The organism is Dellaglioa sp. CoH-55-MRSF-9 (assembly GCF_056782155.1).
Genome location: NZ_JBXAYG010000005.1, coordinates 24729 through 41260 on the forward strand (window position 1 = coordinate 24729; position 16532 = coordinate 41260).

A 16532-nucleotide genomic window follows, 5' to 3' on the forward strand; every position below is an offset into this window, starting at 1 on the left:
CAAAGGTGATTTAACCAGCGGTTCATTTTAATTTAATCTTTTTCTGTAAATAGTTTATCAACTGAGCGATTCTTATGAATTAAATCAATTGCTTGGCCAAACAAGTCGGCAACTGATAAGCGCACAAGTTTATCGAGCTTGTCAGCTTCTGGAACAACGATACTATCTGTTACAATCACTTGTTTAATATTGTCATCAGATAAAGCTTCAATCGCACCTTTTGACATCACAGCATGTGTTGCACAAGCATAAATATCTGTTGCACCAGCAGCTTTAAGTGCACGCGCTGCATCAGTCATCATTGTCCCTGTATCAATCATATCATCAATAATGATACAACGACGCCCTTTTACATCGCCAATAATTGATGTTGCTGCAATATTATCAGCAAAATCAGATCCACGTTTATCAACAATAGCAATTTGTGCTTTGAGCTTTTCAGCCATATTACGAGCACCTTTAACACTATTATGATCAGGTGAAATCACAACAACATCATCTGTAATCCCATTTTCAATGAAGTATTTAGCTTGGATTTCTAAAGAAACTAAATGATCAACTGGAATGTTAAAGAATCCTTGTAATTGAGCGGCATGTAAATCAAGTGTAATTACACGAGAAACACCGGCTAATTGAATAAAGTTTGCAACTAACTTAGCTGTAATAGGTTCACGTGAACGTGCTTTACGATCTGAACGTGCATAACCATAATAAGGCATTACAACGTTAATTGTACCCGCACTTGCACGACGTAACGCATCAACCATAATCAAAAGTTCCAGTAAATTTTCATTTACTGGATTTGAGATTGATTGGATAACATAAACATCTGCGCCACGAATACTTTCATCAATGTTGATTTGAATTTCGCCATCACTGAAATGTTTCACGGATGCTGTAGAAAGACTAGTATTTAAAACCTTAGCCACCTTCTCCGCTAATTCAACGTTAGAATTAAGTGCAAATAATTTTAATTGACCTTTTGCGAATTGACCCGACATGATAGCCTCCGTTATTAATCTGTATTTTTTCTTTATAGTTCTATTATAATGAATTTACACTTAAATTACTATGCTCTAAGTAAAAAGTTTAAGATTATCTGAATTGTTCCTTCAGACTAAACGACAATCCTTATGTTTAATGGTAAAATAGACAGATACGAACTTAAAAATATAACTTAATTATGGGGGACACAAAAATTGTCTAGCGGTACAGTTATCATCAATTTGATTGTTATCTTTGTGACATTATTTGCAGCAGCATTCTTCGTTGCCGCAGAATTTGCACTTGTCCAAGCACGTCCAAGTGCCATCGAAGCTGATATCGAAGCAGGTATTGGAAATCGAAAAAAACAAGAAAGAGCATTAAAAATGCTTAACCATTTGAATGAATACCTTTCAACAACACAGGTTGGTGTCAGTGTTGCTGGTATTATTCTGGGTTGGGTTGGTGAAAAAACCATTGAATTTTTACTTGTAGATGTGCTTAAACTATTCCATTTTGCTTCTGAATCAGGGTTAAATATCATTGGCGCAATTATCGGGGTTTTAATCCTTACTTACGTTGAAGTGGTTTACACAGAAATTGTGCCTAAAAACTTAAGTATCGATATGCCCGTTCAAGTTTTAATGGTTGTTATAACACCATTACGCTACTTTCATCTTGCCTTTTACCCATTAGTTTGGTTATTAAATAACTCAGCAACACGTGTTGCTAAAATGATTGGTATTACGCCAACTGATGAAAATAGTGAAGTTTTTACTCAAAAAGAAATTTTATCTTTATCTCAAAATGCCGTTTCAGGTGGTGAATTAGATAGAGATGATTATGTCTATATGCAACGTGCCTTTGATTTAAATGACAAAATTGCTAAAGATATTATGGTCGATCGAACAAGTCTTTATGTCGTAGATATTACAGATACTGTGCACGATGTCGTTAAAGATTATTTACATCAGGGTTATAGCCGTTTTCCAGTAGTTGCTAACAATGATAAAGATAAAATTCTTGGTTACGTCTATATCTACGATTTAGTTAGACAAGCTGAGATTGATGATACTGTCTTAATTAGTAAACTACTTAGAACAATTATTACAGTACCAGAAACAACACCTATTAGAACATTATTAAGCCAAATGATTAGTAAACAAACACCTATCGTTGTTGTCCTTGATGAATATGGTGGTACAAGTGGTATTGTAACGGATAAAGATATTTATGAAGAATTATTTGGAACGGTTAAAGATGAAATTGATGACGTTTCAAGTGAATACATTATCAAAAATGATGATGGTTCATATAATATTAGTGGTAAAACGACTTTATATGATTTCGAACGCTTCTTTAAATTTAAAAATAAAGCGATGAAAGCATCTGAAAGTGTTACATTAGCAGGTTTCATTCTCGAAAATCATAAAGTTAAATTAAATGATGTCATCAAGTTTGATGCTTTTGAATTTAAGATTATTGAGTTTAAACGTAACTACATTGATTGGTTTAATGTTAAACATACGACGACTCAGGTAGACGCAATTGAAGAACAATGAACTGATAAGAAATAATTTAGTCATTACTAATTGGAGGGAATTTTATATTTATGCCTACTCGTAGAGAACTATATCAGCAGGAATCAATTGCAGATTCCACTTCTAATCCAAGTAAAAATCGTCACTCATCGTTGCCAAAAAATGGTAAGAAAAAACCAAATAAAAAACGTCGTCGTTTAATTCTTCTTTTATTGCTCTTACTTTTGGTCGGTGGCGGTATTTATGCATACAGAGCTTACGCAAACGCAAAAAAAGCAGCTGATTCAATTTATACGCCGACAAAAGTCGCTAAAGCTAGAAACGTTTCTTCAGTCTTAAAATCAGGCTATCCAATTTCAATTCTCCTTTTAGGAACCGATGATGGTGCGTTAGGCCGTGCAAAAGTTGGCGGTCGAACAGATACCTTAATTGTCGCAACTTTAAATCCTAAAACGGAATCAATGACGTTAGTCAGTTTACCCCGAGATGCAGAAGTTGCGGTTTCTGGTTATGAATCAGAATTCCCAAGTAAATTAAATTCTGCCTATGCTTATGGTGGTCCTGCTTCTGCTGTTAAAACAGTCGAGAAATATTTGAACGTCCCTATTGATTTCTATGCAACCATTAATATGGGCGGACTCGAAACATTAGTTAATGCGGTTGGTGGCGTTGATGTCACACCACCACTATCGTTCACCTATCAAGGTGCACACTTTAAAAAAGGTGTTAAAACTCATGTTAATGGTGCAGATGCATTATCTTATGCCCGAATGCGTCATGAGGATCCACTTGGTGATTATGGCCGTCAAAAACGTCAACGCCAGATTATCATGTCTGTTGCCTTACAGAGTACAAACTTACAAAACTTATTAAATCAAAAATTCTTAGACACGATGTCTTCTCAATTGAAAACAGATTTATCATTTGATGATTTAGTGACTCTAGGAACTAGCTATCGTGTTGCCACGCACCATTCAAAATCTGATCACCTACAAGGAACTGGAACCATGATTAACGGTGAAGCTTTTGAAGTCGCTGATACACCAGAGAAGCAACGTATTACCGATAAACTTAGATCTGCCTTAGATTTAGTTAAAGCAGAAACGGGCAATACTTTATTAACAAATTCAACAATTAACACAACTCGAAAATAATGACCTATACACTACTCGCATCATCAAGAAGGCAACTTCTGATGATGCTTTTTTATTTATATTGATTAAATTTCATATAGAAAATAGGTCCGTAAAAAAAATTTATTTTATTCATACATTTCATTTGTAAACGGTACCATAAAGTGTAATAATAGATGGTACAAGATACTTTGTTATTTAAATGAAAGTGGGGATTTATATTATGTCAGAAAAAATTAAAGCATCAATTGCAATGTTAAAGGTATTACAGGATTGGAAAGTTGAAAATGTCTATGGGTTACCCGGTGGATCATTCAATACAACAATGCGTGCTCTTGAATCAGAAAAAGAAAACATTAATTACGTTCAAGTACGTCATGAAGAAGTTGGGGCACTTGCTGCTGCCGCTGAAGCAAAACTAACTGGTAAAGTTGGGGTTGTCTTTGGTTCAGCAGGTCCTGGGGCAACACATTTATTCAATGGTTTATATGACGCACAACAAGACCATGTTCCTGTTCTTGCTTTAATCGGTCAGGTTGCTTCATCTGCAATGAACATGGATTCATTCCAAGAAATGAACGAAAATCCAATGTTTGCTGACGTTTCTGTCTATAATAGAACAGTTATGACTCCAGAAAGCTTACCTCGTGTAATTGATCAAGCTATCAGAACAGCTTACCAATACAAAGGTGTAGCAGTTGTTACAATTCCAAATGACTTTGGTTGGATGGATATCGACGCTGACAGTTATTACGCTTCAGGTCACAATTACACAACACCTATTTTACCTGAACCAAATGATTCAAAAATTAAAGAGGCTTTAGCACTTATTAAAGAAGCTAAACAACCTGTTTTATTCGCTGGTATTGGTACAAAAGGTGCTACTGATGAAGTAATTGCTTTCTCTGAACATTTTAAAATGCCTGTAATTATTACAGCTATCAATAAAGGAACTGTTCCTGATAGTTATCGTGCTAACTTAGGGTCAACTTACCGAGTTGCAACAAAACCTGCTGATGAAGCAATTGCTGCCGCTGACTTAGTTGTCTTTGTAGGAGCTGATTTACCTTTCTCACAAACTAAAAAAGTCTTAAAACCCGATATGAAATTTATCCAAATCGATATTGATGCATCAAAAATTGGTAAACGTCATGCAGTTGATGTCGCTTTACTCAGTGATGCTAAGAAAACATTAGCTCGCTTTGTTGAATTAGCTGGTGCTCCTGTTGAAAGTCGTCCATTCTTCGATGCAACTATTGAAGATATGGCTAACTGGCGTACTTACCTCAAGAAATTTGAGGACAAGACAACAACACCACTTCAACCTGCTTCTGTCTTTAAAGAAATCAACAAACATGCCACAGGCGATGACATTTTCGCAGTTGATGTTGGTAATGTTACAATGAATAGCTTACGTTACTTAGATATGAATCCTAAACAAAAATTCACAACATCTGCCTTATTTGCAACAATGGGTTATGGTATGGGTGCAGCAATTGCTGCTAAATCAGCCTTCCCTGACCGTCAAGTCTTTAACCTTGTCGGTGATGGCGCATTTGCTATGATTGTTCAAGATTTATTAACACAAGTAAAATACAAACAACATGTCATTAATATTGTCTTCTCTAACCAACATTTTGGTTTCATTCAAGATGAACAAGAAGATGAAGGTCAACCATTCTATGGTATTGATTTCAATGACGCAGATTGGGCACAAGTCGGAAGCGCTATGGGTACGCTTGGTATCTCAGTTTCTACACATGACGAATTAGTTGCCGCATTTGAAACAGCTATAAAAGCAGAAGGTCCTGTTGTTATTGATGTTAAAATCACTGACGACCGTGCCATCCCTGTTGAAGATTTAGCTGTCGATCCAAAACATTTCTCAGCTGAAGAAATCGCTGCTTACCGTAAACGTTACGAAGCAGAAGACTTACTTGTCTTAGATGATTTAATCGAGAAATACTCAAAATAATGCCCTCACGAATAAAATAGCTATTCCTAAGAGATAGTTATTTTTAAATAACAAAAGACTGTAATGAAGATAACTATCCTCTTCATTACAGTCTTTTTTTTTGGGTTCTATTTTAATTTTACAGGTAGATCTTTTTTTGAAACTTCTTCCCATGAAATAACACCTTTTTTTTCATTATAGGCTAATTTTAAATAGGCGCCTTGACGTAACGGTCTTTCTTTATTCCCATTAAACGTTAATTTCTTAGCTTCATTTTTAGTATTATAAGCCATTTGATTATAGCTATAATCGGCATACGTTTTTCCATTTTGATCCTTTTTAACCACTTTTTTACCTGTTTCTGTTATCTGTGTGTAGTAATCCTGAGTTGAGTAATTAGTCCTATAGTATAAGTACCCGCCGCCAACTAATAGAATAGCGATAATTAATACAATTATTTTTTTCATTTATTCTACCTCCTTTTATTTAATTCATAATCTCAAATAACCATGCATTAAACCACTAATTTGACTTGTACTAATCGAAGATTATCAAAAAATTATATTATAATCCTTTTTTACTCATTTAATTCTATATAATGATACAATACTAACCATACAAACATTAGGAGGTTACGATTATGACAAAAACTCACCAACTAGTTAATAGAAATGAAGTACCTGAAGCACTAACATGGGATTTAACAGCCATTTATCCAAATGATCTTGCATTCCAGACGGATATCGATTTAGTTCGTGACCTCGTTCAAACCTTTGTTTCTACTTACCATAGCCATTTAGGAGAACTAGCTCCAATTAGTACCGCCTTCAATGACTTGGAAGATATTTACACTCGCTTATCACATATTGAACATTATGCATTTTTACAGCAAGCAGTTGATATTACTGATGCAACAGCCAATCAGTTAATGCGCGATTTTGAAGCACTTTCTGCCGAAATTACGACAAAACTGGTTTTCTTTGATATTGAATTACTAGAAAATCCAGTTAAATTATTGGACGACGTTGTTGCAACAAATCCAAAATTAAAAGCTTATATTCGTCAATTAAAGAAACAAAAAGAATTCCAGTTAAGTCCTGAGGTTGAACAAGTCCTTGCGACCTTCCAACCTAATTTTTCTGCACCAGAATCAGTTTACGGTCAAACTCGAGCAGCTGATATGGACTTTTCTGATTTTGAAGTAAATGGTGTGACATATCCAATGTCATTTGTTTTATATGAAAATACGTACCAATACAATCCAGACGCAGCTATTCGTCATGCAGCATTTAAAAGCTTCTCAACAACATTAAATCATTATAAGCATACAATTGCGGCTAACTATTATAATCAAGTATCTATGGAGAAAAGAATTGCTACTTTACGTGGCTATCATTCAGTTTTTGATTACTTATTAGCAGAACAAGAAGTTGACCGTTCATTATTCAATCGTCAAATTGATACAATCATGACTAAATTAGCACCTGTTATGCAAAAATACGCTGCACATGTCAAAGAAGTTCGCGGTTTAGATAAAATGACCTTTGCTGATTTACAAATCGATTTAGATCCTGATTTCGCACCAGAAGTTTCAATTGAAGAAGCTAAGAAATATGTCAACGATGCAGTTGCGCCACTTGGATCTGACTATCAAGCCATGGTTGCTCGTTCATTCCCAGAACGTTGGGTTGATTTTCCACAAAATATTGGTAAGGAAACGGGTGGCTTTGAAACAACTCCTTATGGCAAACATCCTTATATTTTAATGTCATGGACGAACGAATTAGCCGATGTCTATACTTTAATTCATGAGCTCGGTCATGCAGGGCAAGCCATTTTAACACAGGATAACCAATCAATTTTGGGTAGTGAACCTTCTACTTATTTGGTTGAAGCGCCTTCTACATTCAATGAACTATTACTAACAAGTTCAATTGAAAATCAATCAAGTGAACCTCGCTTAAAACGTTTTGCTTATTCAAAAATGTTAACGAATACTTATTTCCATAACTTTGTGACCCATTTACTTGAAGCAGCTTACCAACGTGAAGTTTATCAACTCATTGACGCTGGACAAGGATTTGATGGTGATCAATTAAGTGAAATTAAACGTCATGTCCTTGAAGCATTCTGGGGACCAGATGTTGAAATAAATGACGGTGCTGAACTAACTTGGATGCGCCAATCACACTATTACATGGGCCTCTATTCATACACATATTCAGCAGGTCTTGCCATTTCAACACAAGCACACTTGAACTTATTGAAAGATCCAGAAAATACGACAGAAGCTTGGCTTGCCTTCTTAAAATTAGGTGGCGAATTAGCCCCAATTGAAGCAGCTAAAGTTGCAGGCGTTGATATCACTACGGATGAACCTCTCAATCAAACAATTCAATTTTTAGATGATACCGTGAATAAAATCATTGCTTTAACGAAAGAAATTTAAAAATAAAGGAGAGACACTAAAAAGTTTAGTGTCTCTCCTTTATTTTTTATGCAGGTGGTGTGTTACTTAATACCCATTTTACCTGGGCTGTATATGAACCGCGATGGATTTCACTTGGATCTGCTTTAACCAAAACACCCGCATCTTTGTCCCATGGTACGGTTGTCGTTTTTGTCGTTGATGTTCCTGACAAAATTTCAAGACTTGCCGAACCTAAAACTTGAGCCTTATCTCCGGCTGTTGCTCGATACACAATCGCATCTTTAATTGTATTACTATCTGAAGTAAGATCACTTGCTGAAACTGACAACTGCCAAGTCCCAGGTAATGATGTTTCTAATGCTACAGAAAAATCAGTTTGACGAGGTAATATTGTCGTTTTTCCTGGAATTTTAGTTGTCCCAAAATTTAAACTACCGTTAGTTGTTAGTCCCATTTTACCTGAAACAACGACAGTAATAGTTTTCACGTCAGATTTATTACCGTCTGTATCGACAGCATAAACAGTTAAAACATGACTACCAATTGCTAAGTTATCTGGTAATTTGTAAGTTCCAGAATGGTCCTGACCAGCTTTTACGTTATCATATGTTTCCATTAAAACAGGTGCATTTGACCCTTCTTGATAGTACGTTTTAATGGTTGCACTATCATCAGACTCATGGTAACTCAAAGAATAAGGCGCATTCACTGTTGTACCACTATCATCTAAAGTAAACGTTGGTTTATTAGAGTTCACAATAATATCAGCCGTATATGACGTTGTTTGGTTCCCATATTGATCAGTTGCCATCACAGTATATGGGTTTTTACCAACCTTTAATTGACTACTTGGAACGCTAACACTAAATTTACCGTCTGTTCCGACGTTAGCTGATACTGAGTAACTACCATTGACTTTAATTGCTGCAGTTGTCGTTCCTGCTGGGAAAGTTCCCCCAAGACTTGAAACTACTGTTCCGGCAATAGTTGCTGCTTCATTTTGATTAACCTTGATGTCATTAATTCCTGATATCGTTAATGTTCGTGTGCCTCCAATTGTGAATTTGGCTGCATTTGATTGGATAACCGCATTAGATCCAGAAAATTCACTTACTGGACTATTAACAACTGTATCGGCTGCAACTTTGTCAGCAGTTCCTGTAAGTGTTACTTTTGCACTTGAATACTTAGCTGTTGATAAATCATTCTTAAGGACCTTAACAATTGCCCCATTTGACATCTTTGTTAAATCAATGGTTTCTGAGTCCGTTGCTGCCCCTGAATAAGTAATTGTTCCCGTTTTTAACGTCACATTATTGGGAACCTTCAAGCCAGCACTAATTGTTTTCCAATCTTGTTTACCACCTAAATATTTTAAATTTGTTACAAAATCTAATGAATCTCCAGAGTGTACTAGACCATCATTAGTAACATCTTTATTTTTTTGAGTTGTATCTGTTACTGTCTGAGTTGCAGTTGCATCAACTAAACCTGGAACTTTTTCAAACATTATCAAGTTAGTTTCATAACTACCACCCGTTGATCCAGTAAATCCCCAACGAACTGCGCCATTCGAATTGAATTTAGCCTTATCAATTGACACAGTCGCGCTCTTACCTGTTGTCATAACATTTGTTTTTGGATTTTTATCATCAATTGTGTAAGTCATAGAGCCTGTTGTACTCGTTCCAGCAGAATATTTCAACGTCAAATGATGCCATAACGCGTTAGATAGATTTGCTCCGTAATCAATTAACCCAAGGTGATTTTGATAGTAAAAATAGGCGGTGTGTATTGGAAAAAAACCCGAGTCTTTACTATCCCGTGTATAACTATTAGTATCTGCAGGATAACCACTAGCTATGTGATTACCTGTGACAGCAGTATAATCAAAGCTATTCCCGGAAGTTTGACCCCCATTATTAAAGGTATCGAACTCTAACGCCCAACTGTTTTGTATCCCTGTTTTAACTAGTTTCGAAACATCACTATAACCTGATGTTGTTCCAAAAATACCCTCAGGTAGTATATCATTAGCCCAAACACCTAATGTTTCACCACTACCAGTTGAAATAGCTGCATTTCCTTTAGCATCATTTTGTAATACTAATGCCATACCATCTCCGGCTGCAGCGCCTCCATTACCAAGATATACCCACATTGACGCTGTTGAATCTTTGTTCAAATCGAATGTATTACCATCAGTTGACCAAACAGCTGCCTTTTGATCTTTATTATCAGTAATTGTTACGACCGATTTTGTAGCAGCATTTGCATCCGTTGTTATGACATTTCCAGACGTTAAATTAACTGTTTTACTAACTTCAGATACACCAGCCCCAGTTCCGCGTTGAAATATACCATTCAAAGTGATCCCACTTGGCGCGGTCTGTATTGCATAATTATAATCTGTTTCTGCCGACACACTTGAAAAAGTAGCTAAGAAAGTCGCCGCTAAAACAAACACTAATAAATTTATTTTTTTATGATTAATCCCCATAACCCGCACCCCATTCTCTATCTTTATTACTTATAGTATACGCTTAAATAGAATTAATATTATCCATAAATTTCTTATAAACGCTCATTATTTGATGGTTTTAGGGTCCTTTTCAGGTAATAGTTATTTAATCCTGTATGCCAATTGGTATACCAGTATTCGTCAGCTATAATGTATCATTAAATAAAAAAGTAAGCTTACAATATTGTAAGCTCACTTCAATTTAATACCTAATAAAGCAACTAAAATTGTTGCCTGGTAAGCATTAATCGTTAATCCACGAACCAGCTTAGGATCCAGTATAACTGTTTCAAATTCACTCTCAGAGAAATCCACAGACTTCATGTTGGTCTCAATAAAATCGCAACCTTCAATATTACTTTCAGGGAATGTTAATTTCTTCTTGATTTCAACCGCTTGAAAACTGGTTTCTTTTAAATCACAACGTCTAAATTCAACTTCTTGGAAATTAGCGACACTAAAATTAGAATAGCTTAACTGACAATCTCTAAATGTCGTTTCTTTAAAAACAGTACGATTAGAAAAGTCACACCCCATCATCCGACAGCTTTTAATTTCAGTTCTAAAAAAATAACTTTCATTAAATTCTGCGTTCAAAAACTCACAATGATCAATTACAGTATCTAACCATTCGCTACGCACAAAGTCAGTTTGTTCAAAGGTACAATGATCAAAAGTGACTGAATCAACTCGTACTGTCTCAAAAGAAGCCTCAATCGTACAATTATGGTAAGTTAATCCATATCTAATATCATCAAATGAAATGGTTTGTCCTTCAACAACTTGATTATCCAAAATAATTCACTCCTAAATGTTTACTTAAAACGCTATTTATAAATTTTAACATATTTATTCACAAATACTTAAGACCTTTTTTAGTTAGAAGATAATAAAAAAGATAAATCAGATTATTCTGATTTATCTTTTCTTTAACCTTTATTTTCTTTTTTATCCTTTTTAATAAAGAATAATAGTAGTGCTCCTAATATTAGAACGAATCCTACTAAGACAACCATCACAGATTTTTCTTCATTTGTCTGTGGTAAAATACCACCTACAGATGATACTGAGCCTTTTATGTCTTTTTCAGGATTAACAGTCGTTTTTCTTTCAGGTACACTAGTTGGTTGTGTCACTTTGGTATTCTCTTTAAAACCGATAGTCACATTCGTAGAACCGGCTTCGGTTGTTGCCGCACTAACCATTTGATTAGTATTCAGCATGACAACTCCCAAAAGTAACATTGCTATAATCATAATCTTTTTCTTCATGAGACTAACCTCCCCCAAGGAATACTTTAAAGATTCTTGTTAAAAAGCATTATATAGTGATTGCCACCATATAATGCTTTTTAAACAACTTATTTAAGCAGGTACGTCAGAAAGTGTCCAGTTCATTTTTGTTGAGTAAGCTTCTGCTTTAGCAACACCAGCAGGGACAGTTAATGAAATGTCTCCAGCTGCAAGTGTATCAACAGTAACACCACTACCAGTATCTTTAACAGCATTTAAAGCAACGCCAGCTGTTGTTAAATCTGTAACAGCATTTGAAACAGCTGTAGTTGTTCCAGTTGTTGCTTCAGCAACAACTACTTTACCTTTGCCTGTTGAAAGAACAGCACCAGTTAATTCATCACTACCACTCTTAAATTGGTCAGCTTGAACAGAAAGTGCCCAACCAGCATTTGTTCCACGAACATCCCCAACTTCAATAGCAAGATCTTTTGCTGATTTAACAGTCAATGCTTTTGTAGGAATTTCAATATCTGAACCAAAGTCTACTGTTTTTGTAGCGTAGACAATAGCAAGGTTACCACTATTACCAGTTCCACCACCATCACCAGGATCTGTTGGGTCTGTTGGGTTTGTTGGGTTAACTGGAGGGATTACTTGTCCTTCATCGCCAGCCTTAAACGAAACACTAGCATCAGTTGATGCACCTTGAGCAAGTGTTGCTGCATTTACATGACTTGAAACTGCTAAACCTGCACCTAAAATTGTTGCTGCTAATAATGCACTTGTTAAACCTTTTTTCATAATCTAATCCCCCATAATTCTATCTTTTTTATTGTAAATAATTAAACAGCTGGTGTATCTGATAAAGTCCATGTTAACGTTGAAGCATACGCGATATCTGCTTTAGCAACGCCAGCTGGAATTGTTAATTTAACATTTTCTTTTTTAATGTTATCAACGTTAATACCTGCACCAGCGTCTGCTGTAGCACCAAGAACAACCCCAGAAGTTGTTGTATCAGCAATTGCTGATGACACTGCATGGTTAGCTGTAGAACCATTACCAACTGAAACAGCACCTGCGCCTAAACTAATTGCAGCGCCGCCAAGTTTTTCTGATTCATCAGCGTTAGCTAATTGCTTAGAACTTACTGATAAAGTCCAACCAGCATTTGTTCCACGAACATCACCAACTTCAACTGCAACATCTGTATCAGACGTTAAGTTAACCGTATTTGCCGTAATTTCATTTTCAGTACCAAAACTAATTGCTTTAGTAGCATAGATAATAGCAAGATTACCACTGTTACCAGTATTACCGTTATCCCCAGGTTCTGTTGGTTTTGTTGGATCTGTTGGGTCAACTGGAGGGATAACTTGTCCTTCATCGCCAGCTTTAAATTGAACACCAGTTGTTGTTGTTGCAGGTGTCATATCAGCAGCGTTTACGCTACCTGATACTGCTAAGCCTGCACCTAAGATTGTTGCTGATAATAATGCACTTGTTAATACGTTTTTCATAATTTATTTCCCCCGAATTTGTTATTTAATTTAAACAGCTGGTACGTCTGAAAGACTCCAGTTTAACGTTGTTGCATAAGTATCAGCTTTAGCTGAACCTGCAGGAATTGTCAAAGTCATGTTGTCTGCACGAATCTTATCTGCATTTAAACCAGCACCTTCGCCTGTTTTAGCTGATAAGACAGTTCCACCATCAGTAACCGCTGCAACTGCAGCAGCTGATGCAGGTGTTGGTGTAGCACCGGTACCAATTAAGGTATTATCACCTTTACCTAAAGCTAAGACAGCTCCAGCTAATTCGCCAGACTTTGTACTTTTGAATTGATCTGCTTTAACTGATAATGTCCAACCAGCATCTGTTCCTCGAGTATCGGCAACTTGAAGAGAAATAAAGTTACTACCTTTAAGGTCTTGTTTACTTGCTGAAACAGGTACAGTAGTGCTAACAGAACCAGTTCCATCATCTTTTGGAATCCCAAATGTTACAGCCTTTGTTGCATATACAATTGCTAAAGGACCAGCATGTCCTGTTTCACCGCCACCACCATCACCAGGATCTGTTGGGTCAACTGGGTCTGTTGGGTCAACTGGGTCTGTTGGATCTGTACCTGGTGTAAATGTTACTGAACCGTCAGTTGTTGCACTATCTGGTAAGACAGTATCTGCAGCATTTACGTTACTTGATACTGCTAAACCTGCACCTAAAATTGTTGTTGCTAATAATGAACTTGTTAAACTTTTTTTCATAATATATTTCCCCCAAATTTTTTTAATATTTCACCCGACTCTAACCTAATTAAGCAGGAGCGTCAGTCAATGTCCAAGTTAATGTTGTTGAGTATGCAGCAGCATGTGCTGTACCACCAACAACCCCTAAGTTAATACCCTTTTGTGCATAACTTGTTGTAGTTTCCCCTGCACCTTTGTCAACAGGTGCACTAATTGTTGCACCACCATCTAAGACGTTGCCTGTAGCTGTTGCTGTTACCTCAGGTACGTCACCAATATTATTCGATGCAGTACCATCAGGGAGTGACAATGTAGCACCTTCTAGTTCTACAGATTTAGCTGTAGGATCAGCAACAGTATCTACAACACTCATAAATGGTGTACCACTAACCTTAACGCTCCAACCAACAAATGTTCCACGAAGATCACTAACACTTACATTAATACCACTATTTGAATTTAATGTAGTATTCGCTGCAGAAATTGCTTCTTTACCAAAATCAACTTTACTTGTGACATTTGTAATTGACAATGATGCACTATTAGGATCTGTTGGATCTATTCCGCCAGCTGTAAACGTGGCACTTGCCGTTGTATCTTTTGATGTAGCAGTATCTGCTGCAGATACCTTACTTATTGTTCCGAAACCTAATACCACACCACTAATCATTACTGTTGTTAATAAAGTTTTTTTCATCATTGTTTCCCCCATTTTTCGTATACACTCACTATAGTCGATATTTGACCTAAAAACGGTCAATATTTCATGGTTAAGTGTTTTCTTTTGACAGTCATAATTACTTAATTCTTATTTAGTTATTCTTTTCTATAAAATTATAATACCAAAATTATTTCATTTAAAACGACCAACATTTACGTGTTAGGTGTCATTTTTTGACGTTATTTTACTGGGACACTTGATAATGTCCAATTCAAGTCTGCTTTATAGGCAGTTGCTCTAAGCTTTGATGGATCTGCCTTTAACAAAATACCGGTTCCATCATCGTTAAACTCCTTTCCTGTATCATTTACACCATTACCTGATAAAACGGTTATGCCAGCATCATTAATGATTTGCTCTGTAGCATTGGCATCACTTTTAAAGACCAAAGCATCTGGATCATCAGTTAATCCTGTTGATTTTACAGTCAACACCCAGTTACCGGCATCCACAGCTGAAAGGTCCACATTAAGACCAATTAATGGTGTTAAATTGGTTTTTTCATTTGGTATTTTAATTTTATCTCCATAATTTAAATTATTAATGCTATTAATTTTTAACGTTTTAGTTGGTTTTTTAACATTAAGGATGAATTTTTTAACAGTCGCATTACCTTGATCATCCGTTGTTGTGACGGTTATTGTATGTTGTTTAACCGTCAAGTCGGTCATCTTAATCGTATTAGTATGATCTTTACCTAGCGTTTTACTATTATCGTACTCCTCCTTATATTGACTGGTGTGTGCTACATCACCATAAGAATCTGTAATTTGAGTTGTTAAGGTCGTTGCATGATCACTATTCACCGTGTAGCTCACTGGGTACTCAGTACTTGCGACATCAACTACTGGGATATCCGTATTAGTCGTACTGTCTAATTTATCGCCTGCAATTGCATCTACTTTAATCTTAGGATTTGGTATGGTTACAATGATAGTTCCCTTAGTTGGAAAACTAGTTCCCCCACCTATTACTCTTGTAGCTGTAAGCTCAACTTTATTTTCCCCAATTGCTAGATCAGAATTTTTAATTGTAACTGGTGCTTGCATGAGTGTTTCTATTGGATCATACGATGTTGGATGAAAAGGTGCGTAAATTGTTGCCGTACTATCTGGTTTGGTTACTTGCACATTGAATACGTAGTTATCTAAAGATACGGCAGGATAGTACCCAGGTGATCCTTCTGGTGTTCCTGAGCCATCAACGCTATTTCCATTACCCGCATCATCCTGACTATAAAATAGGTCAGCTAACGCTGCATCTGCAGGCATTATTGTTGATTCTTTGCTAAGTACATCGTCAATGCTAATCGTTTTTTTACTTCCACCCAGAAACATCCCTACAATCTCTGCATTTTTATAATCATCAAATAACGTACGTGTTGTGCTACTTTGTTTTTTAGCCTGTTCTACTTGTTTCTTTTCGTCTTTTTGACTATCTAGTTTTTCACTAGATAGTGTAGACGACGCTGATTCTGAACTTGTTGCATTTGTCGTATCAACTTCTGAATCTATTTTTTCATCAGATACACTACTACTTGAGCTACTAGAATCTGCCTTATTTGATTCTGTTGATTCACTTAATACATTTTCTAAAGTTTGCTCTTTTATAGTCGCAATACTTGAACTAGTTGCTTCTTCTTGTTCACTTGCTGATATAGTTTCATTCAACGCTGTTCCCCCGAACAACATCATCGCACACAAACTACCTATCACAATTCTATTTTTTGGTTTCATAATAATCCCCCAGGATTCTCTTTTTAG

Annotated in this window: 14 protein-coding genes; 4 read left to right on the forward strand and 10 right to left on the reverse strand. The window is 36.1% G+C overall.

Annotated elements, in window-relative coordinates; all coding sequences use genetic code 11:
- Positions 1 to 32: 32 nt before the first annotated feature.
- Positions 33 to 1001 carry a ribose-phosphate diphosphokinase gene (locus AC1RPV_RS06000; RefSeq protein WP_481761743.1) on the reverse strand — a complete coding sequence of 323 codons (969 nt, stop codon included), beginning with the start codon at positions 999 to 1001 and terminating at the stop codon, positions 33 to 35.
- 198 nt (positions 1002 to 1199) lie between these two features.
- On the opposite strand from AC1RPV_RS06000, the gene AC1RPV_RS06005 reads away from it, so the two are divergent.
- The 3 genes from AC1RPV_RS06005 to spxB all read left to right on the forward strand — a co-directional run bounded on the left by AC1RPV_RS06005 (position 1200) and on the right by spxB (position 5633).
- Positions 1200 to 2546 carry a hemolysin family protein gene (locus AC1RPV_RS06005; RefSeq protein ID WP_481761744.1) on the forward strand — a complete coding sequence of 449 codons (1347 nt, stop codon included), beginning with the start codon at positions 1200 to 1202 and terminating at the stop codon, positions 2544 to 2546.
- Positions 2547 to 2596: 50 nt separating this feature from the next.
- Positions 2597 to 3679 carry an LCP family glycopolymer transferase gene (locus AC1RPV_RS06010; RefSeq protein ID WP_481761745.1) on the forward strand — a complete coding sequence of 361 codons (1083 nt, stop codon included), beginning with the start codon at positions 2597 to 2599 and terminating at the stop codon, positions 3677 to 3679.
- Positions 3680 to 3881: 202 nt separating this feature from the next.
- Complete coding sequence (gene spxB / locus AC1RPV_RS06015; protein ID WP_481761746.1) at positions 3882 to 5633, forward strand: pyruvate oxidase; 1752 nt, start codon at positions 3882 to 3884, stop codon at positions 5631 to 5633.
- A 107-nt stretch (positions 5634 to 5740) separates the two neighbouring features.
- On the opposite strand, the gene AC1RPV_RS06020 is transcribed toward spxB, so the two are convergent.
- Positions 5741 to 6079, reverse strand: coding sequence for a YxeA family protein (locus tag AC1RPV_RS06020; protein WP_481761747.1), 339 nt, complete (start codon positions 6077 to 6079; stop codon positions 5741 to 5743).
- 173 nt (positions 6080 to 6252) lie between these two features.
- Here AC1RPV_RS06020 and pepF point away from each other — a divergent pair, with 173 nt between their 5' ends.
- Positions 6253 to 8061, forward strand: coding sequence for an oligoendopeptidase F (gene pepF / locus AC1RPV_RS06025; protein WP_481761748.1), 1809 nt, complete (start codon positions 6253 to 6255; stop codon positions 8059 to 8061).
- A gap of 46 nt (positions 8062 to 8107) precedes the next feature.
- On the opposite strand, the gene AC1RPV_RS06030 is transcribed toward pepF, so the two are convergent.
- The 8 genes from AC1RPV_RS06030 to AC1RPV_RS06065 form a co-directional block, all read right to left on the reverse strand.
- Positions 8108 to 10543 (reverse strand): hypothetical protein, encoded by a 2436-nt coding sequence (locus AC1RPV_RS06030; protein ID WP_481761749.1) that lies wholly within the window; start codon positions 10541 to 10543, stop codon positions 8108 to 8110.
- Between the two features lie 213 nt (positions 10544 to 10756).
- Entirely contained in the window at positions 10757 to 11359 is a 603-nt protein-coding gene (locus AC1RPV_RS06035) for a pentapeptide repeat-containing protein (protein ID WP_481761750.1), read from the reverse strand.
- A 134-nt stretch (positions 11360 to 11493) separates the two neighbouring features.
- Complete coding sequence (locus tag AC1RPV_RS06040; protein WP_481761751.1) at positions 11494 to 11835, reverse strand: LPXTG cell wall anchor domain-containing protein; 342 nt, start codon at positions 11833 to 11835, stop codon at positions 11494 to 11496.
- Between the two features lie 93 nt (positions 11836 to 11928).
- Positions 11929 to 12600 carry a WxL domain-containing protein gene (locus AC1RPV_RS06045; RefSeq protein ID WP_481761752.1) on the reverse strand — a complete coding sequence of 224 codons (672 nt, stop codon included), beginning with the start codon at positions 12598 to 12600 and terminating at the stop codon, positions 11929 to 11931.
- Positions 12601 to 12641: 41 nt separating this feature from the next.
- Positions 12642 to 13319, reverse strand: a complete 678-nt coding sequence (locus AC1RPV_RS06050; protein WP_481761753.1) for a WxL domain-containing protein — start codon at positions 13317 to 13319, stop codon at positions 12642 to 12644.
- 30 nt (positions 13320 to 13349) lie between these two features.
- The gene (locus AC1RPV_RS06055) at positions 13350 to 14066 is read right to left on the reverse strand and encodes a WxL domain-containing protein (RefSeq protein ID WP_481761754.1); all 717 of its coding nucleotides are present in this window, start codon (positions 14064 to 14066) and stop codon (positions 13350 to 13352) included.
- Positions 14067 to 14115: 49 nt separating this feature from the next.
- Entirely contained in the window at positions 14116 to 14748 is a 633-nt protein-coding gene (locus tag AC1RPV_RS06060; protein ID WP_481761755.1) for a WxL domain-containing protein, read from the reverse strand.
- A 200-nt stretch (positions 14749 to 14948) separates the two neighbouring features.
- Positions 14949 to 16505 carry a hypothetical protein gene (locus AC1RPV_RS06065; protein WP_481761756.1) on the reverse strand — a complete coding sequence of 519 codons (1557 nt, stop codon included), beginning with the start codon at positions 16503 to 16505 and terminating at the stop codon, positions 14949 to 14951.
- Positions 16506 to 16532: the final 27 nt, after the last annotated feature.